The 23,883-nt window shown below is 72.9% G+C and carries 18 protein-coding genes; 10 read left to right on the top strand and 8 right to left on the bottom strand.

The window, feature by feature from the left end:
• Positions 1-22: 22 nt before the first annotated feature.
• The 4 genes from VMF70_07350 to VMF70_07365 all read right to left on the bottom strand — a co-directional run bounded on the left by VMF70_07350 (position 23) and on the right by VMF70_07365 (position 5,209).
• A complete protein-coding gene (locus VMF70_07350) occupies positions 23-817 on the bottom strand; it encodes a hypothetical protein (protein HTT67825.1) in 795 nt (264 codons plus the stop codon).
• Positions 814-2,712, bottom strand: coding sequence for a TonB-dependent receptor (locus tag VMF70_07355; protein HTT67826.1), 1,899 nt, complete (start codon positions 2,710-2,712; stop codon positions 814-816). Before VMF70_07355 ends, VMF70_07350 begins: the two co-directional genes overlap by 4 nt.
• A 340-nt stretch (positions 2,713-3,052) precedes the next feature.
• On the bottom strand, positions 3,053-4,804 hold the full coding sequence (locus VMF70_07360) for a DUF6600 domain-containing protein (protein ID HTT67827.1): 1,752 nt from the start codon (positions 4,802-4,804) through the stop codon (positions 3,053-3,055).
• Between the two features lie 192 nt (positions 4,805-4,996).
• A complete protein-coding gene (locus VMF70_07365) occupies positions 4,997-5,209 on the bottom strand; it encodes a cold-shock protein (protein HTT67828.1) in 213 nt (70 codons plus the stop codon).
• Positions 5,210-5,595: 386 nt separating this feature from the next.
• Here VMF70_07365 and VMF70_07370 point away from each other — a divergent pair, with 386 nt between their 5' ends.
• Positions 5,596-7,209: a hypothetical protein gene (locus VMF70_07370; protein ID HTT67829.1), complete on the top strand. Its 1,614-nt coding sequence runs from the start codon at positions 5,596-5,598 to the stop codon at positions 7,207-7,209.
• A gap of 102 nt (positions 7,210-7,311) precedes the next feature.
• On the opposite strand, the gene VMF70_07375 is transcribed toward VMF70_07370, so the two are convergent.
• The 3 genes from VMF70_07375 to VMF70_07385 form a co-directional block, all read right to left on the bottom strand.
• Positions 7,312-7,920 (bottom strand): DUF4230 domain-containing protein, encoded by a 609-nt coding sequence (locus VMF70_07375; protein HTT67830.1) that lies wholly within the window; start codon positions 7,918-7,920, stop codon positions 7,312-7,314.
• A gap of 81 nt (positions 7,921-8,001) precedes the next feature.
• Positions 8,002-8,493, bottom strand: a complete 492-nt coding sequence (locus tag VMF70_07380) for a DUF4112 domain-containing protein (protein ID HTT67831.1) — start codon at positions 8,491-8,493, stop codon at positions 8,002-8,004.
• A gap of 19 nt (positions 8,494-8,512) precedes the next feature.
• Positions 8,513-10,045, bottom strand: a complete 1,533-nt coding sequence (locus VMF70_07385) for an aromatic amino acid ammonia-lyase (GenBank protein HTT67832.1) — start codon at positions 10,043-10,045, stop codon at positions 8,513-8,515.
• Positions 10,046-10,165: 120 nt separating this feature from the next.
• Between VMF70_07385 and VMF70_07390 the strand changes: the two genes are divergently transcribed.
• The 4 genes from VMF70_07390 (at position 10,166) to pbpC (ending at position 19,431) form a co-directional block, all read left to right on the top strand.
• Positions 10,166-10,888, top strand: a complete 723-nt coding sequence (locus VMF70_07390) for a DUF2461 domain-containing protein (GenBank protein HTT67833.1) — start codon at positions 10,166-10,168, stop codon at positions 10,886-10,888.
• Between the two features lie 5 nt (positions 10,889-10,893).
• Positions 10,894-11,307 carry a S4 domain-containing protein gene (locus VMF70_07395; GenBank protein ID HTT67834.1) on the top strand — a complete coding sequence of 138 codons (414 nt, stop codon included), beginning with the start codon at positions 10,894-10,896 and terminating at the stop codon, positions 11,305-11,307.
• Between the two features lie 106 nt (positions 11,308-11,413).
• Positions 11,414-17,161: an MG2 domain-containing protein gene (locus tag VMF70_07400; GenBank protein HTT67835.1), complete on the top strand. Its 5,748-nt coding sequence runs from the start codon at positions 11,414-11,416 to the stop codon at positions 17,159-17,161.
• Positions 17,158-19,431: a penicillin-binding protein 1C gene (pbpC, locus tag VMF70_07405; protein ID HTT67836.1), complete on the top strand. Its 2,274-nt coding sequence runs from the start codon at positions 17,158-17,160 to the stop codon at positions 19,429-19,431. Before VMF70_07400 ends, pbpC begins: the two co-directional genes overlap by 4 nt.
• Positions 19,432-19,489: 58 nt before the next feature.
• Here pbpC and VMF70_07410 read toward each other — a convergent pair whose 3' ends face one another.
• Positions 19,490-19,966, bottom strand: a complete 477-nt coding sequence (locus VMF70_07410) for a hypothetical protein (protein HTT67837.1) — start codon at positions 19,964-19,966, stop codon at positions 19,490-19,492.
• A gap of 77 nt (positions 19,967-20,043) precedes the next feature.
• On the opposite strand from VMF70_07410, the gene VMF70_07415 reads away from it, so the two are divergent.
• From VMF70_07415 to VMF70_07435, 5 genes are all read left to right on the top strand, one after another.
• Positions 20,044-20,985: a DNA-formamidopyrimidine glycosylase family protein gene (locus tag VMF70_07415; protein ID HTT67838.1), complete on the top strand. Its 942-nt coding sequence runs from the start codon at positions 20,044-20,046 to the stop codon at positions 20,983-20,985.
• Between the two features lie 155 nt (positions 20,986-21,140).
• Positions 21,141-21,281, top strand: a complete 141-nt coding sequence (locus tag VMF70_07420) for a cytochrome c oxidase subunit 2A (GenBank protein HTT67839.1) — start codon at positions 21,141-21,143, stop codon at positions 21,279-21,281.
• Complete coding sequence (locus VMF70_07425) at positions 21,278-21,787, top strand: cytochrome c oxidase subunit II (GenBank protein ID HTT67840.1); 510 nt, start codon at positions 21,278-21,280, stop codon at positions 21,785-21,787. Before VMF70_07420 ends, VMF70_07425 begins: the two co-directional genes overlap by 4 nt.
• On the top strand, positions 21,784-23,406 hold the full coding sequence (locus VMF70_07430) for a b(o/a)3-type cytochrome-c oxidase subunit 1 (protein HTT67841.1): 1,623 nt from the start codon (positions 21,784-21,786) through the stop codon (positions 23,404-23,406). Before VMF70_07425 ends, VMF70_07430 begins: the two co-directional genes overlap by 4 nt.
• Positions 23,407-23,646: 240 nt before the next feature.
• Positions 23,647-23,883, top strand: a 237-nt coding sequence (locus tag VMF70_07435) for a prepilin-type N-terminal cleavage/methylation domain-containing protein (protein ID HTT67842.1), incomplete at its 3' end; no start/stop codon positions are given.

Genomic DNA, 23,883 nt, shown 5'->3' on the forward strand with positions numbered 1-23,883 from the left:
CCACTGGTCTGACCCCCGATCACTATCGTCTTGGAACCACTTCCTCCTTGCCGTCTGGCAACTCTTCTGACGCCTCGCCACCAACCCCTGTCGTTCTGAGCGTCGCCAGGCGGTATCCGGCGTAGATCAGCACCAGCCCGACCAGCTCCGTCACGTACAGCACCTCGGTGTGGCCGAAGCGCGTCGCGGCGCCGCCGATGCCCGGCAGCAGCGCGCCCACCGCGATCAGCACGTTGCCGATGAACCGGTGGCGCGTCGCGGCCTTCCGGCTGAACCGCCACGCCGAAAGAGCGGCGCCACCCACCAGCAGCACGAAGGCGTACGTGTTGAGGAACGGCGCGAAGACCCGCGGCCACGGCGACCCGAACACCTGCCCGGTGAGGTGGTGCGGCTCGACGCGCGCGTAGTCCACCGGCGTGCGCCACACGACCACGGCGGCGAGCGCGACGGCCGCGACGAGCGCCACCGTGAGCCGGTCGGCCGTCTTCCGCTTCAGCAGCAGGTACGCCGTGCCCTGGGCGAGCGGCGCCCCGCCGAGCAGCGCGCCCGAGACGTACCAGGCGCGGAACAGCCCCTCGTGCCACCCGAAGAGCGTCGTGGCCGCCTCGGTGAACGTGCCGACGCCGTAGACCAGCACGCCGAACGCCCACCACAGGAGGTGCGCCCCGGTGCGGCGCTCGCGGTAGCGGCGGAACAGCGCCGCCGAAAACGTCGCCGCGACGAACGTCGTGGCGATGGGCAGGAAGTCCACCAGCGGCAGCCCCGTGCCCAGGGGCGATACGAGACCGCCCGCCGCCCCGACCCCGGCGCCGGTCACCAGCCCACTCCCACCGACGCGGCCGCGTACAGCCGGCGGCCCCAGATGAGCGCCGCGCCCGCGGGCTTGGCGTCGGTCAGGTCGTCGGCCCCGGCCGTGAACTTCACGCCGCGCGTGAGCGGCACGGCGCCGCTGACGTTGAACCGCGTGAACGCCCCCTGGTAGCTGACCACCCCCGCCTGGTCGCGAGCCACGGGCTCCTGACCCGTGTAGATCGCGGCGCCGTTCACGCTCCAGCCGGCCCGGCCGACCGTGAGCGAGGCGTTGGCCGTGTGCGCGGCCCGGCCCAGGAGGTCGGTGTTGGTGGTGATGTCGCGCGTGCTGAGCCACGTGTACGACGCGCCGGCCGTCACCAGGCCGCGCGTCACGCTCCCGCCCGCCTCCGCGCCCGCGGTGCGGGCGCGGTCCACGTTCTCGTAGGTGAACAGCAGGATGCCGCTGCTGTCGCCGGTCTGGTTCGCCTCGATGAAGTCCCGCAGGCGGTTGGCGAAGCCGCGCACGTAGAGGTGCACGTCCGCCCGCGCCAGGCCCGCCTCGCCGGTCACGTTCCACGACTGCTCGGGCTTGAGGCTCGCGTTGCCGTACACCGCGTAGCCGAACTGCGCCTGCACCAGCTGCAGGTACTGCTCGTCGAACGAGGGTGCCCGGAAGCCGTGCGCCACCTCGGCCTTGAGGTAGAGGCCGGCCGGCGCCCGCAGGGCGGCGCCGACGCGCGGCGAGAAGTCGGCGCCCCACAGCTGGCTGGCCGTGAGCCGGGCGCCGGTCGTGACGTGGAGCGCGGGCGACAGCGCCCAGTCCACCGAGGCGTAAGCCGCCCCGGTCGAGGCGGAGCGGTCGTAGCCGGACACGCGGTCCGAGAGCAGCCACTCGCGGTCCACCTTCGCACCCGCCACCCAATCGCTCGCGCCGAGCGCGCCGCGCTGCACCAGCTCCGCGTCGGCGATGCGCTCGCGGTCGAACGACGGCGGCTGCGATCCCGCCGAATCCGTGGCGTCCACGAACCGGTGATCGTACCAGCTGCCGTGCAGCCGCAGCTCCGTCCGGGCCTCGGCGCCGAAGGCGAGCTTGACCAAGCCGTCGTACTGCAGGTTGGTGCTGGTGAGGTGGTCCGGCGCGATGGTGTACTTCTGGCTCTCGTCGATCGTCATCAGCCGCGCGTCGATCGCGGCGCTCCCGACCGCGCCGGCCAGCCGCCCCATAAAGTCCCACCGCGCCGCGCTCCCCAGCGTGCCGGGGTTGGCGCCCGGCAGCGCGTCCACCGACCGGTGGTCGCCCTCGAGCGTCGCGATCCACCCGTTCGCGCCCAGCGGCGTGCCGAGCCGCGCCTCGTAGTCCCGCTGCCCGAAGCTCCCCATCGTGCTCGAGAACTGCGCCCGCGGCAGCACGTCGCGGCTGGTGATGAGGTTCACGACGCCCCCGAGCGCCGTGGAGCCGTACAGCGTGGACTGCGGACCCTCGACGATCTCGATGCGCTCGAGGTCCGCCGGGCTGATGCGCGAGAGGTCGAACTCGCCGTTGAGCCGCCCCGCCATCGGGGCGCCGTCGAGCAGCACCAGCACCCGGTCCGAGCCGAGGCCCTGCAGGTAGATGCCCGAACCCGAGCCGACGACGGCCTCGGGCTGCAGGCCCGGCACGTCGGCGAGGATCGTGGCGACGTCCGGCGCCGCGCGCCGCGCCAACGCGGCGCTGTCCACCACGATCACCGGCGCCGTCACGTCCGAGGCGGGCGTGGGCCGTCGCTCGGCCGTCACGACGATGGGATCGAGCACCGTGGCCGGACGGCGGAGCGTCGAGTCGGCCCGCGCGGTGGTGTCCTGCTGCGCGGCCGCCGCGGCGGGCAGCGCGCCCGCGACGAGGACGAGGAGCGTCAGTGAGGCGAACGGACGAAGGGACATCTGGTGGCTCCAAGCTGGTGAGAGCGAACCCGCCAACCGTCGGCGCGTCCACGCAGCTTAAGCCGCCAACCAGACTAAACCATTCGGATTTCTACGGATACACGACCGTAGTACTACCGATTCGGGAGGGCGCAGACGGGCGGTGACGCGGTGGCAGAGGAGTTGCGAGGCGCCGAGTTGCGAGTGGTCGTGAGTCGGGAGAGGCGAGCAAGAGAACGGCCCCGCCGTTCGAGCCGCGGGGCCCGTTTCTCTTCTCGCTTAACCGTCAACCTCGTGACCGCTCGCAACTCGGCGTCTCGCAGCTCCCCTCAACGCTGCGTACTCGGCACCGCCTGCTCGGCTAGTTGCCCGGCCCCCGCCGCCGATCGTCCTTGGGCGCCGGCTGCCGCGGTGCCGGCTTCGGCGCCGGCGCATGCGGCGCCGCGGCCGGCCTGGGGGCGGCGGCCGGCGTGGGTGCGGGCCGGGGCGCGGCGGCAGGCGCCGGCGCCGGATGCGGCGGGTACTCGGGGTCGCGCCGCGGCCCCGCCGGCTTGCCGGCGCGCAGGTTGTCGATCTGCTGCGGCTCGAGCGGCCGGCCCACGTCGGGCTTCATCGCCCGCTGGCGGTCGGCGAATGGGGGATCCTGCGGCGGCGGCGCGTGGCGCGTGATGAGCACCGGCGCCGGTCCCGCCGCGGGCTGGTTGCGCCGCGGCACCACCAGCGGCTGACCGGGGCGCGCGGCCAGCCGAACCTCGGGCGGGCGCGCGGTGAAGAACACCGGCCGGCGCATGGCCAGCGGCCTCGACACCGGCGTTCCGCCGCCGGCGGCGCTCGCCGCCGGCAGGGCGACGGGGTGCGCGACGATGGGTGCGCGTGCGATCTCCTCGGCGCGCACCGGGATCATCCGGCGCTGGACGCCCAGTCCGCGCTGGAACGTGGAGCTCGGCACCGCCGTGGTTCCCGGCTGCCGGTTGCGGTAGTTGATGGTGGTGATGTTGGTGTTGTTGATGATGGTCGTGACGTTGGTCACGTGGCGGAGGTTGGTGACGTTGACCCGCCGCAGGTAGTCGTCGTCGTGGTGGTACCACGGGTAGTACGGCTCGCCCGGGCCCAGGGGGAACCACGCCTGCGCACCCCACTGCGATCCGCTCACGAACACCACCAGCGCCGGCGCGTAGTAGGGCCGGAGCACGACCGGCCCGGGCAGCCAACCCCACCGCGAGCGCGCGTACACCCAACGGCCGTAGTGGAACGGCGCGTAGCCCCAGGGCTCGCGCTCGACCCACGTCCAGCCCCACGGCTCGATCCACGCCCAGTGCCCGTAGCGATACGGCGCCCAGTCCGTCGCGAGCCCCGCCGGGTACCAGACCGGTCCGTACTCGGCGTCGTCCTGCCAGGTGCCGGCGTCGTCCAGGTCGGCGTAGCCGGGAATGTCGCGGCTCACGTAGCGCGCCGAGGGCGAGGCGGCGAGCCGGCCCTCCTGCGCCGCGCACCACTGGTCGAACGCGTCCGGCCCGGCCGGCGCGACGTTGGTGACCCGGATCGGGTTGACCCCGGTGACGCGGATCGCCTGTCCCGCCTCGACCGCCTGGGCGACGCCGCCCGCGGTCCACTCGAGGCTGCCGCGCGCGACCGTGACGACCAGCACGGTGTCGTCGGCCGGAGCGTCGATCCGGTAGTCACCCGCCGCCAGCACCGTCAGGACGCCGTGGGGCGTATCCACCTCGACGGAGTCGCCCGGGTCGAGGCGGTAGACGTTCACGCGAGCCGTGCCCTGCATCAGGCCCAGCTCCAAGAACCCGTCGGTGAGGTTCGAGACCGTGAGGTCCGCGCCCTCGTCGAGACGCACCGCCGCCGACCCGGCCTGCAGCTCCGCGCGCCCGCCGCGATCGACGTACAGGCGGTCGCCGGTGGTCATCGGGTAGTTCAGCGTCGCCTGGCTCCAGGCGGTGTCCCCCGAGGGCTGGAACGCGACGTTCCCCGCGAGCGAGCTGATCCGCGCCACGCGCGCCGGCGGATCGCCCGCCGGCAGCGCCGCCAGCTTCGTGTCCTGTGCCGACAACGGTGCCGCGAGCAGCGGCAACAGCGACCCGAGGAACAGGGAGAGGCGCATCACTCGCTCCGTCGTTGAATGGTGCCCCGGGCCGCCCCGGGGCCGCTCCATAGTCTACTACACCGATGTCCTGGCCGACGGAAGAGGCGCTCTGCCCCCGAACGGACGAAGCCCCGACCCGGCCTGCGCCGGATCGGGGCTCCGCTGTGGGCGAGTGGCCGGGCACACTCCCGGCCCGGTCAGCGCCGGCAGTTACGCCGGGAGCTTGACCACGTTCTCGGCCGCGGGACCCTTCGGACCCTGGACGACCGTGAACTCGACCCTGTCACCCTCGGCGAGGCTCTTGAAACCCTGAGCCTGGATCGCCGAGTGATGCACGAAGCAGTCCTTCTCGCCGCTGTCCGGGGTGATGAACCCGAAACCCTTCGCGTCGTTGAACCACTTCACTTTGCCGGTGATGCTCATACGGTGCTGCTCCTTTGTGTGTTCGTGATCTCCGCCCTCACGATAGGCTGTGTCCGGAGCAGCCGACGGCAGTCACCGTCGTTGCCTGCGATCTCGACATAGAAAAAGGCCGGCGCGGTCGGCCAGCCCCTTTGATATGTCGCCAGAACTGTGTGCAAACTGCCACGCAAATCGCTGAACGAACCTTACTGCCGTCGGGACGATTCCACAATGGGCGGGTCCGGCCACCCCCTCCAGCCCCCGCCCGCCGCGGCCTCCCGCCCCGCCGTGGCCCAAACCCGCGCCTTGCGCCGCCGACAAACGGGAGCCAAGTTGTCATCTTACACCTCGACCCGCCTACTGGACCTCTCTCCTAGGCCGCTTCGAGCCCACCAGGAGGGCTGGCAATGCGCCAGCTCCACATCGGCATTCTCGACGTCGTCGACACTCCAACCCACGGCATCTTCCCGCGCGTGATGAACGGGAACCTGGCCAGCATCATGCCCCAGGTGGTCGGGGCCTGGTGCGAGCGAGCCGGGCACCGGGTGAGCTACACGTGCTACACCGGGTTCGGGAGCGTGCTGGCCGAGCTGCCGCCCGACCTCGACCTGCTGTTCGTCGGCGCCTTCACCCAGGCGGCGTTGTTCGCCTATGCGGTGAGCAACTACTACCGCCAGAGGGGGACGGTGACCGTCCTGGGCGGGCCGCACGCGCGCTGCTACCCGGAAGACGCCGCCCGCTTCTTCGACTACGTCCTCGGCTTCACCGACCGCGCCGTCCTGGACGAGGTGCTGCGGGAGTGTGCCCCGCACCGTCCCATCGGGCGCCACCTGGCGGCGGCGCGCCAGCCGCTGGAGATGCCGCCGCTGGCCGAGCGGTGGCGGTTCGCCGAAGCGGCGATGGCCAAGGCGCCGACGGTCAAGATCGTCCCGATGATCGGCAGCCTGGGGTGCCCGTACACCTGCAGCTTCTGCATCGACTCGACGGTGGACTACCAGCCGCTGAGCTACGCACAGCTGGGCGAGGACCTGCGCTTCGTCCAGCGCAAGATGCGCCGGCCGATCGTGGGCTGGCACGACCCCAACTTCGGCGTGCGGTTCGACGAGTTCATGGACGTGATCGAGGACGCCGTGCCGCCGGGGCGGATGCGTCACATCGCCGAGAGCAGCCTGTCGCTTCTCTCCGAGCCGCACCTGGTGCGCATGAAGCGCAACGGCTTCCAGGCGCTGCTCCCCGGTGTCGAGTCGTGGTTCGACCACGGCAACAAGTCGAAGACGCGGCTCACCGGCGAGGAGAAGGTCCGGCAGGTGTCGGACCAGATCAACATGATCCTGCGCTACGTCCCCTACGTGCGCACCAACTTCGTGTTCGGTCTGGACATCGAGCAGGGTCCCGAGCCCTTCGAGCTGACCAAGCGGTTCCTCGACCGCTCGCCCGGCGTGTTCGCGGCCTACTCGCTGTTGACCGCGTACGGACGCGCGGCGCCGCTCAACCTGGACTACCAGCGCACGGGCCGCGTGCTGCCGTTCCCCTTCCAGTTCCTCGACAGCCACCAGGCGATGAACGTGCGGCCCAAGAACTACTCGTGGCCGGAGTTCTACGATCACGTCGTGGCGCTGAGCCGGCACTCGATGTCGCTCAAGGGGGTCGCGTACCGGTTCGCCACGACCCGCGGCGCCGCGCGCTGGATCAAGCTGGTGGAATCGTTCTCCTGGTCGGGCCGGACCCGCTACCACTCCGGCGTCCGGGACCTCATGGACAACGACCGGTCGGTGCAGCGGTTCATGAACGGGGAGAGCGACCGGCTGCCCGAGCACTATCGGAGCCGGATCCAGGCCAATCTCGGCCCGCTGTACGGCCTGCTGCCCGAGGGCGCCCTCGAGCACGACCACCTGGCCTACCTCAAGAGCACCACCGTGGCGGCTCCGACGGCCGTGGTGAAGGAGCCGGTGCAGATCCGGCCGCGGCCCGGCTGGCGGCGCTCGGCCGGCGGAAGCGACAGCGCCCAGCTGACGATCTGAGGGCTCGGGCGGCTCCGTGGAGCCGCCGAGCCCGGCCTCCCGCCCGACCGCCCGGCGCGCACCGCCACCCACGAGGGCGGTCACGCGGCCGCTCCCGATGCGCTACTGCGGCGCCACCTGCGCGGGCGGCTCGAAGGCGACCTCGACCGAATACCCCTCCGGAGCAAACAGACCGGCCAGCAGCTGCCTCGCCCCCTGCTCGGCGTGCTGGACCACGGCCAGGTCCGCCGCGGCCAGCGCCAGCTGCCGGCGGGCCAACTGGAAGATGGTGTCGCGGTCGGCCGGGTGGAACGGGTTCCACAGGCCGCGGCTCTCGTCGTAGGTGCGCAGGTCCACGATGTCCACGCCGAGCAGGCGGGCATGCGGGAAGACCAGCGTGATGTGCCGGTCGCTCTGCCGGATGCTGACTTTCGGCCGGATCCGCAGGTCGAACCCGACCAGCGTCTTGCCGGTGACGATCACCAGGGATCGCTTGGTCGAGCCCAGCCACGTGTTCTCGTAGGTGACGACGTCGCGGACCATCGCCTCGGTGGTGATGAGCTTGGCGACGGTCTCCAGCCGCTCGACCACGACGGACTGATCGATGGTCGTGCGGCCGGGATGCAGCAGGAGGCTGGCGCCGCGGGACAGCGTCAGGCCGAGCACGACGCCGAGGCCGAGGACGATCGCCAACCCGGTGAGCCGCAAGGTGCCGAATCGTGGTAGACGCATGGCTGGTCGCCTCGTGGTGAGGTTCGACGTGCGAGCCGGCGGCTCGATGCTCATGGCCGGCGGCCGGTCGCGGCGCCGCCGCTAGCGCCCGGCCAGGGCGCGGATCAGCACGGTCACCAGGACGACGCCGGCCGCGGCGAGCGCACCGCAGAGCAGGAGCACGGCCGCGCACAGGAGGGCCACGAGGCGCCGATCCGCTCTGGCCGCCCGGGCCGGGTCGGCCAGGTGGCGCTCGAGCAGCGCGACGTTGCCGAGGTTCGCCTTCCAGACGACGTCGAAGACGTCGCCGAGTACCGGGATCGTCCCCACCAGCGCATCGACGGCGATGTTGAAGCACATCCGCACCAGCGTGGCGCGGGATGCCCGCAGCCGGACGGCCTCCACCACGATCCAGGCGCCCAGGATCGCCCCCGCCGCGTCGCCGATGCCGGGCACCAACCCGAGGATCGGGTCCAGCCCCACGCGCAGCCCCGTCCACGGCAGCCGGATGCCGTCATCCAGCCAGTGCGCGAACCGCCGCAGCTGCCGGAGCCGCGCGCCGGCCTCGCTGCCGAACGAAGCCTCGGCCGTCAGCGTCGCATCCCGGTCACCGCTACCAGGAGCCGCCGAGCCCGCCGATCTCCCGCTCGACCGCCTCCAGCACCTCGCCGCGCTCGACGGCGGCGGCCATCAGGTTGTGGTCCTTGTACAGCGGGCGATCCTCGTCGAGGTGCGCCACCACCCGGCGCACCGCGGCGTGCGCCGCGCGCACGCCCCGGCCGGGCGTGAACTCCCGGAAGTCGAGCGCCTGCGCCGCCGCGATCAGCTCGATGCCCAGCACGCCGTAGGCGTTGGCGAGGATCTGCTTCGTCTTCAGGGCCGCGTTCATCCCCATCGAGACGAAGTCCTCCTGGTCGGCGGCCGCCGGAATGGACTGGATCGAGGCGGGCGCCGAAAGGGTGCGCTGCTCCACGATCAGCATGTCGGCCGTGTACTGCGACAGCATGTGCCCGGAGAACATGCCCGCGCCCCTGGTGAGGAAGGCGGGAAGCCCCACCGACAGGGCGGGATTGAGGAGCCGGTTGAGCCGCCGCTCGGACAGGACGCTCACCATCGTGACGCCCGCCCCCACCATGTCCAGCGGCAGCGACACCGGGGTGCCCTGGAAATTGGCCCCGGTCAGGACCCGGTCCTCGTCAGCCACGAAGATCGGGTTGTCGGCCACCCCGTTCAGCTCGGTCTCGACCTGCCGCCGGGCGTAGGCCATCAGGTCGCGCAGCGCGCCGACCACCTGCGGCGTGGACCGCATCGAGTACGCGTCCTGGACCTTGACCTTGAGCTTGCCGGTCACCAGGTCGGACCCGTCCATCAGCTTCCGGAGATTGGCCGCGCAGGTCTGGGCGCCGCCGAACCCGCGCAGCTCGTGGAGCCGCGGCTGGTACGGCTTGAGGTTGCCGAGCAGCGCCTCGATGCTCATCGCCGCGGCGATCTCGGCCTGCTTGATCCACCGCTCCACGTCGTGGAGGATCAGGCACCCCATCCCGGTGATCAGGTTCGACCCGTTGATGGCCGCCAGGCCGTCGCGCGCCCGGAGGCCGGGGACGGCGATCCCCGCCCGGTCCATCGCCGCGCGGGTGGGCATCCGCTCGCCTCCGTAGAAGCACTCGCCCTCGCCCATCAGCGACAGCGCGATCTGGCTCATCGGCGCCAGGTCGCCGCACGCGCCGACGCTGCCCTTCTCGCAGGCGATGGGAGTGAGTCCGGCGTTCAGCATGGCCACGTAGGTGAGCGGGATTTCGGGACGGCAGGCGGAGTAGCCGCGGGCGTGCACCGCGACGCGGGAGACCATGGCGGCCCGCACGTGCTCGACGGGCGCGGGCTCGCCGATGCCCGCGGCGTGGTTGTAGATGAGGAACCGCTGGAACTGCTGGACCTGCGCGTCGTCCAGCCGTACCTCCGACAGCTCACCGATACCGGTGTTGACGCCGTACATCGTCTCGTGCGCCGCGACCTTCCGCTCCAGCATCGCCCGGCAGGCCCGGATGCGCTCGAGCGCCTCGGGAGCGAGCCCGACCGGCTCGCCGCCCCGCGCCACGCGCACCACGTCCCCGATGGCCAGCGGCTGCCCCGCCCCGATCACGATCACGAGCCGATTCCTCTCCCGCGTCCGGTTGGCCTGCGCGCCCGGGTAAGGTACCGCTGCATCGAGCGTGCCGCACAACCCGGGCATCTGGACAGCGGGGAGCGCGGCGCCGATAATGCGCCCATGCCCCCCACGTCGAGCTGCTTCACCGCCGCCAGCCTGCGGTTCCTGCGCGGCCTGGCCCGCAACAACCGCCGCGACTGGTTCGAGGCGCACCGCCGCGACTACGAGACGTCGGTCCTGTTCCCGATGCGGGACTTCGTCGAGGAGATGGACGTGCAGCTCGCGCGGCTCGCCCCCGAGATGGTCGGCGATCCGAAGCGCAGCCTGTTCCGCATCTACCGGGACGTGCGGTTCTCGACGGACAAGTCGCCCTACAAGACCCACGCGGCGTGCTGGTTCTACCACCGCGACGCCAGCCACCGGGTCGGCCAGGAGGCCCACGGCGGCGGCGCGGGCTTCTACTTCCACGTCCAGCCGGGCGAATCGCTCGACGCCGGCGGGATCTGGATGCCGGCCAAGGGGCCGCTCGACAAGATCCGCGACGCGCTGGCCGCCAAGCCGGCGGCGTTCGCGCGGATCGTGGCCGCGCCGGCGCTGCGGCGCCGCTTCCGCGAGCTGGACAGCGACGCGATGCTGGCGCGCGTGCCGCGGGGCTACGCGCCGGACCACCCGGCGGCCCGGTGGCTGCGCTACCGGACGTTCACCGTGAGCCGTCCGTTCTCCGACGCGCAGATCACCAGCGCCCGGCTCCCCGCGGTCCTCGCCGACGACTTCGCCGTGATGCTGCCGCTGGTGCGCTGGATCAACGCGGCCCTCGGGCTCAAGCCGGCCGGGAGCCGCTAGCCACGGTGCCCGCGCGCGCCGCCCCGGGCGCCGATGCCGCCGAGCCGCTCCGGGTGGACAAGTGGCTGTGGGCCGCGCGGTTCTTCAAGACCCGGGGCCTCGCGGCCGAGGCCATCGCCGGCGGCCGGGTCCAGGTGAACGGCGCGCGCGCCCGGCACGCCAAGACCGTGCGGCCGGGCGACGTGATTCGCGTCCGGCTCGGTCCGTACGAGCACCTGGTCACGGTGCTCGCCGTATCGGCCCGGCGCGGCCCGGCGGCCGCGGCGGCGCAGCTCTATGCGGAGGATCCGGAGGGCAGGGCGCGCCGCCTCCACCTCGCCGAGCAGCACCGGCTCGCGGCCCATGCCTTCACCCTGGGCGAAGGCAAGCCATCGAAGAAGGAGCGGCGCGAGCTGCTCCGCTTCAAGCGCGGCGACTGACCGGGCGACCCCCGCCCGGGTCGTGCCTGCCGGGCCGGCGCGCCATATTGGTGGGCGAGCCACACCGACATTCCGGGCATCGAGAGCCCCAACCGGGAACCCGACCATGCGCGCTCCCCTGCTGGCCGCCGCCGTCGCGATGAGCGGCCTGGCGGCATCGCAACCGCAGTCCCTCCACGTCATCCGGGTCGCGCCCACGGGGTCCGCCGAGCCCACCGCGGTCGTCACCGTGACGTTCGACCGCCCGGTGGCCGGCTCGCTCGACGGCACGGTGGACCCGCGCACGATCTTCACGATCGCGCCGCCCGTGGACGGCAAGGTGGAGTGGCGTGACCCGATCACGCTGCGCTTCACGCCCGCCGCGCCACTCGCGGCCGGCTCGAGCTACGCCGTGACGATCGCGCCCAGCTTCCAGGCGATGGACGGCAGCCGGCTGGCGCAGGCGTACCGATTCACGTTCCGCGTCGGGGGCCCGCGGGTGCTGACCGGAGGCCCCGCGGACGCGCCGTGGGGCAGCCGCTACCTGCGGCCGGACGCGCAGTTCGAGCTGGTGGTCAGCGGACCGGCCGACGTCGGGCTGGCGAGCCGGCTCGCCTACCTGGAGCTCGACAACACCTGCAACGCGCCGACCGTCGTCCACCTCAACGCCGTCACCCAGCGGCCGATCGGCGACAAGGACGAGCGCTACCGCTACGCGGGCGGCTACGACCGCTCCGTTCCGACCCAGGCGCTGCGGCGCGTGATCCGGCTGGTGCCGGAGCGCGCGCTCCCCGGCAGCTGCTCGGGCCGCCTCGTCGCGCCCGGGAGCCTGGACTCGACCAGCGCCGCGCCGAGTCACCGCTGGAGCTTCGCCACCTACGGGCCGCTCGGCGCCACGGTGGGCTGCACCGGCGGGCCCGACTGCCCCGCGGGCTACGTGGTCCTGCGGTTCAGCACCCCGGTGCGCGGGTCGGAGGTGCGGCGCGCCGTGGCGCTGAGCGCGACCACGCCGTTCACGCTGTCCGACACCACCGCCGAGCAGGCGGAGTGGGTCCTGGAGGCGCCGCTCCGGGCCCGCACCGGCTACACCGTCACCGTGGATTCCACGCTGCGGGACGTGTTCGGCCAGCGGCTGCCGCACCGCCAGGTGCTGACGCTCACCACCACGGGGTACGCGCCGTCGCTCGACTATCCGACCGGCTCGATGCTGGTCGAGCGGCAGGGCTTCCGCACCGTCGCGGTCAAGCACGTCAACACCGACACCCTGTTCGTGACGCTGGCCCCGGTCCCGCCGAGCCTCGAGGCCCGGGTGCTCGCCACGCCCGAGTGGAACCTGGCGGACGCGTGGACCGCGGTCGCGGCCGGGGCCACGACGCGCGCCGTGGCCGTGACCGGACCCCGCGACGCGCCGCTGGTGAGCGCGGTGAAGATGCCGGCGTACAACGCCGCGCGCCCCGACGCGCCGACCCTCGCCCTGATGCGCGTCGCGCGCTCGCGCGACGACAGCTCGGCGGCGCGCCGCCAGCTCGCCCTGGTGCAGGTCACGGACCTCGGCGTCGCGGTCCGGATCGGCGCCGAGGAGGCGGTGGTGTGGGTCACGACGGTGCACGACGGCCTTGCCTGCCCGCGCGCCACGGTGACGCTGTACGACCGGCGGGGCCGCGTGCGCGCGACCGGCACCACCGACCTGCAGGGCCTCGTCCGGTTCACCGCCCTGCCGCCCGACACCTCGGGCACCGAGCAGGCCCGGCGGTTCGGCGCCGGCTTCGACGGCTACGTCGCCGTGACGCTGGCGAGCGACCGCGCCGTCGTCCCGCTCACCAGCTACGCGTGGGAGCTGAGCCCCTGGCGCTTCAACGTCGCCGCGGCCGATCCGCGCGCCCGGATCCCCGCCGCCGCGGCGGTCTTCACCGAGCGCGGCATCTACCGGCCCGGCGAGACGGTCCACGCCAAGGCCATCGTGCGCACCGGCAGCCTCGGCGCGCTCCGGGTCCCGAGCCGCGGCGACTCGCTGCACTGGGTGTTCTACGACCGGGAGGACGGGACCCTCCGCGATACGACCGTGGCCGTGTCCGCGTTCGGCACCGCCGAGCAGACGCTCGGCGTCGCGGCCGATCTGCCGCTCGGGACCTACCGGGTGGGCGTCGGGCTCAAGCGGGACGGCGAATGGACCGAGCTGGCGACCGCGTACTACCGCGTGGCGGAGTACCGCCCGCCCGAGTTCCTGGTGAGCGTCGCGGCGGACACCGGCCCGCACTTCGCCGGCGACACGCTCTCCGGCACCGTCGAGGCCCGCTACCTGTTCGGCGCGCCGATGGCGCGCGCCGCGGTGAGCTGGGAGGTGCGGCAGTCGCCGCTGAACCCGTGGGCGCTCGACATCCCCGGCACCGACGGCTGGTACCTGGGCGAGTCCGGGTGGTGGTGGGAGGACGAGGAGGAGGAGCCGACCGCCCGCGTGGTGGCGAGCGGCACCGACACCCTCGATGCGACCGGGCACCTGGCGCTGCGCGTGCCGGCGGGCGAGGCGCAGAAGGGCCGCGGCTCCCGCGTCGCCATCGCCGCGACGGTGACCGACGTGAACCGCCAGACCGTCACGGCGACGGCGACGAGCACCGTGCACCCGGCGGCGTTCTACGTCGCGGCCCGGCCGCTGGGGGACGAGTACTTCTGGACGGCCGGCCAGCCGGTGGCGATCGCCGTGGCCGCGGTCGCGCCGGACGGCCGGCGCGTCCCCGGCGTGGCGGTGCACGGCACCATCGTGCGGCGCGAGTGGCATCGGGTGCAGCGGGAGCGCGAAGGCCTCGACGAGCAGGTCGGCGAGTGGGTGCCCGACACCGTCGCCCGCTGCGACCTCGTGACCGCGGCCGACTCGGTGCCCTGCCGGTTCACGCCCGCGCAGGGAGGCTCGTACGTGATCGGGTTCCGCGCCGCCGACGGCGCGGGCCGCGCGGCGTCCACCACCTTCTACCGCTGGGCCACCGGCGCGGGGTGGGTGCCGTGGGGCGACGAGACGCAGTTCAAGATGGACGTGATCCCCGACCGCACCCGCTACGACGTGGGCGACACCGCCACGGTCCTGTTCGCCTCGCCGTTCACCGACGCGGAGGCCTGGGTCACGGTGGAGCGCGAGGGGATCATCCAGCAGCGGCGGATCCGGATCGTGTCGGGGTCGACCTCGCTCAAGCTCCCGCTCACCGAGGCGTACGTCCCCAACGCGTTCGTGTCCATCGTGGTGGCCCGCGGCCGCACCGGCCCGGGCGGCAGCATCGGCGACCCCGGGCGCCCCACGATCCGGGTGGGCTACGCGCAGCTGGTGGTGACGCCGCGCGTCAAGCGGCTCGCGGTCGAGGTCCGGCCGCTGGCCGCCGAGTACCGGCCGGGCGACAGCGCGCGGGTACGGCTCCACGTGCGCGATTCGGGCGGCACCGGACGGCGGAGCGAGGTCACGCTGTGGGCGGTGGACGAGGGCGTCCTGTCCCTCACCGGCTACCGCACGCCGGACCCCGTCGCGCTCATCTACCAGCCGCGCGGCGTGGCGATGCACCTCGCCTCCGACCTCGTCTCGGTCGCGGCCCAGGTGCTCGATTCGGAGGGGATCTCGATCAAGGGCGACCAGTCGCCCGGCGGCGGGGGCGGCCTCGAGGCCGGCGACGTGCTGCGCTCGCGCTTCGCCTCCACCGCGTTCTTCCTCGGCACGGTCGTGACCGACTCCGCGGGCGACGCGGTGGCCGCCGCGAAACTGCCCGACAACCTCACCACCTTCCGCGTGATGGCGGTCGCCGTCACCGCGGGCGACCGGTACGGGAGCGGCGAGTCGAGCCTCCTGGTGACGCGCCCGCTGCTGGCGCGGCCGGCCCTGCCGCGGTTCCTCCGCCGCGACGACGACTTCGTCGCGGGCGTGGTCGTGAACCAGCGCGGCGGCCTGACGCCGACCGTGACCGTCACGGCCCGCGCGCGGGGCACCGCGCTCGGCGACTCGTCCGTCAAGACCGCGACCCTCGCGGCCGGCCGCGGCACCGAGGTGCGGTTCGCCTTCCGCGACACCACCACCGATACGGCCGTCTTCCGCTTCGACGTCGCGGGGGGCGGCGACTCCGACGCGGTGCTCACCCGGCTGCCCGTCCGCCCGTCCCACGCGCCCCGGGCGCACACCGTCTCGGGCGTGCTGCAGAGCCGGGCCACCGCCGAGCTGGCGCTGCCGGGCGACATCGACCCCGAGCGCTCCCAGCTCGCCGTCGGTCTCGGCACCACGCCGCTCGCGGTCATCGGCGGGATGTACCGCTGGCTCTCCGTGTACCCCTACGACTGCTCCGAGCAGGTCGCGGACGAGCTGCTGGCCGTGGTCGCCCTGGTGCGCGCCGGCGGCGCCGCGGGCCCGAGCGGCTACGCGCCCCCCAACGCGCTGCCGCAGATCGCGGAAGGGGTCGCGACCCTGAGCCGCCGCCAGCGTGCCGACGGCGGCATCGGCCTGTGGTCCGCGGACGACTGGACCACGCCCTGGCTCAGCGCCTACGCGGGCGAGGCCCTGCTCGCCGCCCGCCGCGCCGGCGTGAGCGTGCGCGACACGGTCGTCGCTGCCCTGGCCACCTACCTGCAGCGCACGCTCCACCAGAAGCAGCGGCCGGTGGGACCCCTGTTCCGCTGGTTCACGGACCTGCGCATCCGCCTCGCGGAGAACGTGGCCGCGGCCGACTACCTCAGCCGGCTCGGCCACCCCGACGTGGCCGCCGAGAACGAGTTGCTGCGCGTCGCGCCGCAGCTTGCGTGGGAGGACCGCGTGCGGCTGGCGGAGATCGTGGCACGGCGCGGCGCCGTGGACGCGGCGCGCACCCTGCTCGCGCCGATCTGGGCGGCCGTCAGGATCGAGGGCCGGCGCGCCGTGCTCTCGGATTCCACGCGGCGCTCCTTCTACTTCTGGTCGCCGCGCCGCCCGGCGGCCCGCCTCCTCTCCGCGACGCTCGCGGTGGACTCGGCGAGCCCGCTGGTGGGCCCGCTGGTCGAGACGGTCGTCGAGCAGGGCCGCGCGGCGAGCGGATCGTGGTGGAACACCCAGGACTACGGCGCCGCGGTCGAGGCCCTCGCCGACTTCAGCGCGCGGCAGCAGCGGGCGGCGGAGCGCGGCTTCACGGTCTCGGGGCCCGGCGGCACCGTCGTCTATCACTCCGACGGCGGGAGCGGGGCTCCGGCCGCGATCTCGCGCAACCTCGCGGGCCTGCTGGCCGACGGGCCCAACGGCACCAAGCGCCTCTCGCTCGACCTCGCCGCGCCGGGCGCCGACAGCACCGCGCCCCTCTTCTACTACGTGACCGTCTCGGAGGTACCGAAGCAGCGCCCCGTGAACCCCGACCAGCAGGGCATCGCGGTCGAGCGGTGGTACGAGGACTACGCGACCGGCCAGCCGATCGTCCGCGCACCGGAGGGCGCGCTGGTCCGGGTGCGGCTGCGCATCACGTTGCCCGCCGAGCGCCGCTTCCTCGCCCTCGAGGATCCGCTGCCCGCCGGCCTCGAGGCGGTGGACCTGAGCCTCCGGACGGCCGGCCTCCCCGGTCCCGGAGCCAACGCTGAGCCCGCCGCCCCGGAAGGCGAGGAGGAGGAGGAGCCACAGGAGCAGGGCGGCTACCTCTACGACTGGTACTACGGGAGCTGGGACGCCGGGTGGTGGTCGCCGTTCGACCACCGCGAGCTGCGCGACGACCGGGTGGTGTACGTCGCGACCTATCTGTGGCGCGGCACCTACACGGCGACCTACGTGGCCCGCGCCACGACGCCGGGCGTGTTCGTCCGCCCGCCCGCGCACGCCGAGGAGATGTACAACCCCGCCGTCCAGGGGCGGAGCGACGGCGGCGTCTTCACGGTGACCCCGAAGTCGCCGTGACGGCGCGGAGGACCCTCCTCGGGGCGGCCGGTGTGGCCGCCGCCGGCCTCGCGACCGTGCTCGCCTGGATCGCGGTGCCGCCGCCGGCGGGGCTCACCGCGCCTCCCCAGGTGGCCAGCCTCACCATCGAGGACCGGCACGGGCTGCCGCTCAGGACCACCCGGGCCGCGGACGGCAGCCGCACCCGCTGGCTCGCGCTGGGCGACGTGGACCCGCAGCTCATCCAGGCCTTCGTGGCGCTCGAAGACCGCCGCTTCTACGCGCACGCCGGCGTGGACCTGCGAGCCGCGGCGCGCGCGCTGGCGCAGGACCTCGGCGGCGGCCGGGTCGTCTCCGGCGCTTCGACGATCACCATGCAGCTGGCGCGGCTGCTCGTGCCCACGAGCCACGGCATCGGAGGCAAGCTCGCGCAGGCGCTGTGGGCGCTGCGGCTCGAGCGCCACCTGACCAAGCAGCAGATCCTGGAGCAGTACCTCGACCGCGTGCCGCTCGGACAGGGAGCCCTTGGCGTCGACGCTGCCGCGGCGCTGTACTTCGGCGCCTCGGCCACCCGCCTCTCGCCCGGCCAGGCGGCCCTGCTCGCCGGATTGGCCAGCGCGCCGGCGGCCGACAATCCCTTCGTCGCCCCCGACCGCGCCCGCGCGCGGCGAGCGCTCGCGCTGCGGCGCATGCTGGAGCTGGGCTACGTGACCGCCGCCGACGCGGCCCGCGCCCGGGCGGAGCCGGTCGTCGCCACCCGCGGCGACCCGGCGTTCCTCGCGCCGCACTTCACCAGCCGCGTGCTGCAGTGGGCCGAGGACTCGGGCGTCGCCCTGGCCGGCACGTGGCGCACCTCGCTCGACCTCCCGCTTCAGACCGAGCTGGAGGCGGAGGTGCGGCACACGGTCGCGCTGCTCCGGGACCGCGGCGTCCGCCACGCGGCGGCCGTCGTGCTCGACAACGCGAGCGGCGACGTGCTCGCCTGGGTGGGCTCCCCCGACTTCTGGGCGGACAGCGCGGGACAGGTGGACATGGTCGTCTCTCCGCGGCAGCCGGGCTCGGCCCTGAAGCCGTTCCTCTATGCCCTCGCCTTCGACCGCGGGCTGTCGCCCGCGACGGTGCTGCCCGACGTCCTCCACACCTACCAGACCGCGACCGGGCCGTACCAGCCGCGCAACTACGACCGCCGGTTCCACGGCCCGGTGCGCGCCCGCGAGGCGCTGGCCAGCTCGTTCAACGTCCCCGCCATCGAGCTGACCGACCGGCTGGGCGTCGGCAGCCTCCTCGGCGTGCTGCACCGCGCCGGCTTCGCGAGCCTGTCGCGCACGGCCGACTACTACGGCCTCGGCCTCGCGCTGGGCAACGGCGACGTAACCCTGCTCGAGATGGCCAATGCGTTCCGCGCCCTGGCCAACGACGGCGAGTGGAGCCCGGTCCGCTGGGGCGTCGGCACCGGGCCGGGTCCCGCCGGGACGCCGCCCGAGCGCCGGGTCGTCTCGCCGGGCGCCGCCGCACTGGTGCTCGACGTCCTGCGCGATCCGCTCGCGCGAGCGCCGGGCTTCGGCCTCGACACGCCGTTCGACTTCGCGTTCCCCGTCGCGGTCAAGACCGGCACCAGCCACCATTTCACGGACAACTGGGCGGTGGGCGTCACGCGGGGTTTCACCGTCGCGGTGTGGGCGGGCAACTTCACCGGCCGGCCGATGCGCCAGGTGAGCGGCGTGACCGGAGCCGGTCCCCTGCTCCACCGCGCCATCCTCGACGTCGCCAAGCGGTACGAGCCGGGGGTGCCGCCGACCCCCGCGGCCTATGGGGCCGTCCGCGTGGCCGTGTGCCGCCTCTCGGGCCTGCGGGCGACCCGCCACTGCCCGGCGCTGGACGAGTGGGTCCTGCCGGGCACCGGGCCGGTCGCCGGTTGCGACTGGCACCGGCCCGACGGAACGGTCGCGTGGCCCGCCGCGTACGCGGCGTGGGTCGCCGAGGAGGGCCTGAGCCGGCCGGCCGATGCGCCCGGCGGCAGGGGCGTGGCGGCGCTCGCGGCGGCGGACAGCGGCTTCCGGATCGTCTCGCCGCTAGACGGCGACCGGTACGCGGTTCCCCCGGGGACCGACCCCCGCTACGCCACCGTCGCGCTGCGCGCCGTCGGGCGGCCGGACGACGGTCCGGTGCGCTGGACCGTGGACGGACGTCCCGTCGACGTCACCCGGTGGCGCCTGCGCTCCGGCACCCACGCGATCCGCGCAGTGGGAGCCTCCGGCCGCGAGGCCGAGGTGACGATCCGGGTCGAGTGATCGCCGACTCCGGCCCAGGACGCGGTGGGCGCTCGCGCGCGCACGCTGGCCGAGCGCGCTAGAAGAGGACCCCCGTGGTGAGCACGAGCCGGTCGCCCCCGCCGAGCTCCGGCCGCAGCTCGACGTAGGGCGTCAGCCTCGTGGCGGTGGGGATGCGCAACCCGACGAGCAGGTTGACGCCGAGGTCCGTCACGCCCGAGCCCGGCACGCGGCTGACACCGCTGTGCGCGAGGTTGAGGCCCCCGCCCAGGTAGACGGCGAGCCGTGAGCCGCTGAGCGGCAGCCCCCACGCCAGGTCGCCGTTGAGCTCCCAGTAGTTGAGCGGGGAATCCGGGAAGAAGTAGTCGAACGCCAGGTTCAGGCGCAGGTCGCGGGTCCAGAACGGCGCGAGGGGCGCCTCGAGCCGGAGGCCGAGGCCCGCGTCGGTGTTCTCGGCGAAGCTGAGCTGCCCGCCGAGGCGAACCGGTGCCTGAGCCGCGAGGGCCGCCGGCACGAGCCAGAGAGCAACGGCGGCGGCCGCTGTGGTGATGCGCATGGTGCACGCTCCCGTGAGGTACTCCTCTCTGACACCGGACGGGGCCGCGAGGTCACGCGGCGCGGCGGCGCGGCCGGATGTTCCACGGTAACTTCCGCACCGTGCCGGAGCTGCCCGACATCACCGTGTACCTCGAGGCGCTCGGGACGCGCGTGCAGGGTCACGTGCTCGAGCGCGTGGAGGTGGCGAGCCCGTTCGTGCTGCGCAGCGTGGACCCGCCGCTGGAGGCTTGCCACGGCAGGCGGGTGACGGAGCTGCGGCGTCTCGGCAAGCGCATCGTCCTCGGGCTCGAGGACCGGCTGTTCGTGGTGATCCACCTGATGATCGCCGGACGGCTGCAGTGGCACGCGCTCCGCCCCGCCACGGCGCGGCGCTCGACCCTGGCGGCGTTCACCTTCGACTCCGGCACGCTGCTCCTCACGGAGGCGGGTACCAAGCGCCGCGCCTCGGTCCACCTCGTGCGCGGCGAGGACGCGCTGGCCGGCTTCGACCGAGGCGGCCTGGAGGTGCTCGCGGCGAGCGCGGAGGCGTTCGCCGCCCGGCTGCGCTCGGAGAACCACACCGTCAAGCGGGCCCTCGCCGACCCGCGGCTCATCAGCGGCATCGGCAACGCGTACTCCGACGAGATCCTCCACCGCGCCCGGCTCTCGCCGATGCTGCTCACGTCCCGCCTGAGCGACGAGCAGGCGGCACGGCTGTTCGACGCCGCGCGGGCGACGCTCGTCGAGTGGACGGAGCGGCTGCGGCGCGAGACCGGCGAGGCCTTCCCGGCGAAGGTCACGGCGTTCCGCGACGGCATGGCCGTGCACGGGCGGTTCCGCCAGCCGTGCCCGGTGTGCGGGCAGCCGGTCCAACGCATCCGCTACGCCGACAACGAGACCAACTACTGCGCCCGCTGCCAGACCGGGGGCCGCCTGCTGGCCGACCGTGCGCTCTCGCGCCTGCTGAAGGACGACTGGCCGCGCTCCCTGGACGAGCTGGAAGAAATGCAAGAGAAACACTCGGTAACAGCGCGCTAAGCTGCTGGCGCTCAACGGGATATTCCGTAGATTCTGCAAAGCCGAATCACAGCAACTCCTTTGCCAGGCTTGCCATTCGTCTGACGGCGCCATGCCAGAGACGCGCGAGCGCATCGCGCGCCTCGCTCGCCGATGACCCGGGGGGGAGGAACGCGATGAGCGAGATGCCGGAGGGAGGCGGGCAGCACCCGAGGGGTACACTGGCCGTGGTGGGGATCTACGGCCTGCTGTTCCTGCTCGGCTGGCTCGCATTCTACTACCTGCTGTTCACGCCGCGCGGGGCGGTGACGCCATGAACGTGGACCTGTACGAGCGGCTGTGGATGTGGGGAGCGGCGGCGATCGTGGTCGTGTTCCTGGTCGCGATCGGCGTCTCGACCTTCGCGTACGCGGTGCGGCCGCCCAGCCACGTCGAGACGATCGACCCGACCGCGGTGATGCAGGACGCGCGCTTCAGCGCGCCCGGCGTCACGACGCGGCCCGACGGCAGCGTGCAGGTCGTGATGGTGGCGATGACGTTCGCCTTCCTGCCCAACGAGGTCCACGTCCCGGTCGGCCGGCCGGTGACCTTCCGCATCACCAGCATGGACGTGACCCACGGCTTCGAGATCGCCGGCACGAACGCCAACACGATGGTCGTCCCGGGCTACGTCTCGCAGTTCACCTACACGTTCACGACGCCGGGCGAGCGGCTGGTGGTCTGCAACGAGTACTGCGGCACCGGGCACCACACCATGCAGGGCAAGGTGATCGTGGATCCGGCGCCGGGCGCGGCACCATCGCCGGCCGGGGTGGCCCGATGAAGCGCCTCGATCGGCTGGCGCTCGCGAACATCGGGGTCGCGGTGGCCGCCTTCGGCGTCGCCGCGTGCATGGCGCTGATGCAGGCGCTGTCGCGCGCCAACCTCGACCTGCCGTTCCGCTCCGCGCGCATCTACTACCTGTCGGTGACCGCGCACGGCACGCTGATGGCCCTGGTGTTCACCACCTTCTTCATCATGGGGCTCGGGTACGCGCTCGTGCCCCGCGCGCTCGGCCGGCCCCTCGCGCACCCCCGCCTGGCGTGGGCGTCGTTCTGGGTCGCGCTCGCCGGCACGCTCGCCACGGTCGCGGCGATCCTCTCGGGGCAGGCATCGGTGCTGTACACGTTCTATCCGCCCCTGAAGGCGCACCCGGCGTTCTACATCGGCGCGACCCTGCTCGTCGTCGGCTCCTGGGGCTGGGGATTCGTGGTGCTGCGGTCGTTGCGCGCCTGGCGGAAGGACAATCCCGGTGCGCCCATCCCGCTCGCGGTGCACGGGATGGCGACGACCATCATCGTGTGGTTCATCGCCACCGCGGGCGTCGCGGCGGAAATGCTGCTGCTGCTGATCCCGTGGTCGCTCGGCCTGACGAAGACCATCGACCCCGAGCTGGCGCGCACCCTGTTCTGGTGGTTCGGCCATCCGCTGGTCTACTTCTGGCTCCTGCCGGCGTACGTGATCTGGTACACGGTGCTGCCGAGGGCGGCCGGCGGGAAGCTGTTCAGCGACGCGCTGGGGCGCCTGGTGTTCGTGCTGTTCATCGTGCTCTCGTCGCCGGTCGGCCTGCACCACCAGGCCATGGATCCCGGCATTCCCGCGGGCTGGAAGCTGTTCCATACCTTCAACACGATGTGGATCCTGTACCCGAGCTTCATCACCGCCTTCACCATCATCGCCTCGCTGGAGGTCGCCGGCCGGATGAGGGGCGCGACCGGGCTGTTCAACTGGATCGGGAAGCTGCCGTGGGGCGACCCGCTGGTGGCCAGCGTGCTGCTGGCGATGATCCTGTTCGCGTTCGGCGGATTCGGCGGCGCGATCAACGCCGCCTACGGCATGAACGCGATGGTGCACAACACGGCCTGGGTCCAGGGGCACTTTCACCTCACCGTGGGCAGCGCGACGGCGCTGACTTTCATGGGCACGGCCTACTGGCTCGTGCCCAAGCTCACCGGCCGCGATCTCGAGCTGGGGCTGCTGGCGAAGGTGCAACCGTACCTGTGGTTCGCCGGCATGATGCTGTTCTCGTTCTCGAACCACGTCACCGGTCTGATGGGGATGCCGCGGCGCGTGTTCGATCCCAGCTACGGCGGCGATCCGCTGGCGGCCCACTGGCGCACGCTGACCGGCATCTCCGCCGTGGGCGGCGTCCTGCTGTTCACCAGCGCCGCGTTCTTCGTGATGGTGATGCTGGGCACCTGGCTGGCGGGCCGGAGAGCCGAGCAGCCCGAGGTCGAGTTCGCCGAGCCGCTCGGCGCGACGCCCACGCGCGTGCCGTTGCTGGACCGGCTGGGGCTGTGGACGGTGGTCGCCGTGGTGCTGGTGCTGCTCGCGTACGCCTACCCGATCTGGCACCTGATCAGCATGCCCCATTTCGGGTCGCCGCCCTTCACCCCGTTCTGATCGGGAGCGCTCCGGCTGGTCGAGCGGGCCTTGGCGAGTGCTGCGACGGGCCCGAACCCTTGCAGAATGCGGTGGTTGGGGCAGAATTGGGACAGAAGGAACCCGGATTCAGGAAAAAGCTATCTGGCGCCGGGGCAAGGGATTAGGCGATATTGACGTCGCGCGGTACGAGGGTTGCCCGTAAGTCAGCGGGAGTCCTAAGAACGCGACGCTACTTCTCACACAGGAAAGAAGGGTCCCATGAGGAGCACGAAGGGCTTCACGCTGATCGAGCTTCTGATCGTGGTGGTGATCATCGGCATTCTGGCCGCCATCGCGATCCCGAAGTTCGCCAATACGAAGGAGAAGGCCTACATCGCGGGCATGAAGGCCGACCTTCGGAACCTGGTCACGGCCCAGGAGGCGTACTTCGCCGACAACGTGACCTACGCGTCGGTGCTGTCGAACCTCAACTACAACGTCTCGGCCGGCAACACG

Source organism: Gemmatimonadales bacterium, assembly GCA_035502185.1.
GTDB lineage: Bacteria > Gemmatimonadota > Gemmatimonadetes > Gemmatimonadales > JACORV01 > Fen-1245.

Coding starts and splice junctions, on each gene's coding strand:
- VMF70_07355 (HTT67826.1), bottom strand. CDS start 2,712: ATGTCCCTTCGTCCGTTCGCCTCACTGACGCTCCTCGTCCTCGTCGCG.
- VMF70_07360 (HTT67827.1), bottom strand. CDS start 4,804: ATGCGCCTCTCCCTGTTCCTCGGGTCGCTGTTGCCGCTGCTCGCGGCA.
- VMF70_07365 (HTT67828.1), bottom strand. CDS start 5,209: ATGAGCATCACCGGCAAAGTGAAGTGGTTCAACGACGCGAAGGGTTTC.
- VMF70_07370 (HTT67829.1), top strand. CDS start 5,596: ATGCGCCAGCTCCACATCGGCATTCTCGACGTCGTCGACACTCCAACC.
- VMF70_07375 (HTT67830.1), bottom strand. CDS start 7,920: ATGCGTCTACCACGATTCGGCACCTTGCGGCTCACCGGGTTGGCGATC.
- VMF70_07390 (HTT67833.1), top strand. CDS start 10,166: ATGCCCCCCACGTCGAGCTGCTTCACCGCCGCCAGCCTGCGGTTCCTG.
- VMF70_07400 (HTT67835.1), top strand. CDS start 11,414: ATGCGCGCTCCCCTGCTGGCCGCCGCCGTCGCGATGAGCGGCCTGGCG.
- VMF70_07410 (HTT67837.1), bottom strand. CDS start 19,966: ATGCGCATCACCACAGCGGCCGCCGCCGTTGCTCTCTGGCTCGTGCCG.
- VMF70_07415 (HTT67838.1), top strand. CDS start 20,044: ATGTTCCACGGTAACTTCCGCACCGTGCCGGAGCTGCCCGACATCACC.
- VMF70_07420 (HTT67839.1), top strand. CDS start 21,141: ATGAGCGAGATGCCGGAGGGAGGCGGGCAGCACCCGAGGGGTACACTG.
- VMF70_07425 (HTT67840.1), top strand. CDS start 21,278: ATGAACGTGGACCTGTACGAGCGGCTGTGGATGTGGGGAGCGGCGGCG.
- VMF70_07430 (HTT67841.1), top strand. CDS start 21,784: ATGAAGCGCCTCGATCGGCTGGCGCTCGCGAACATCGGGGTCGCGGTG.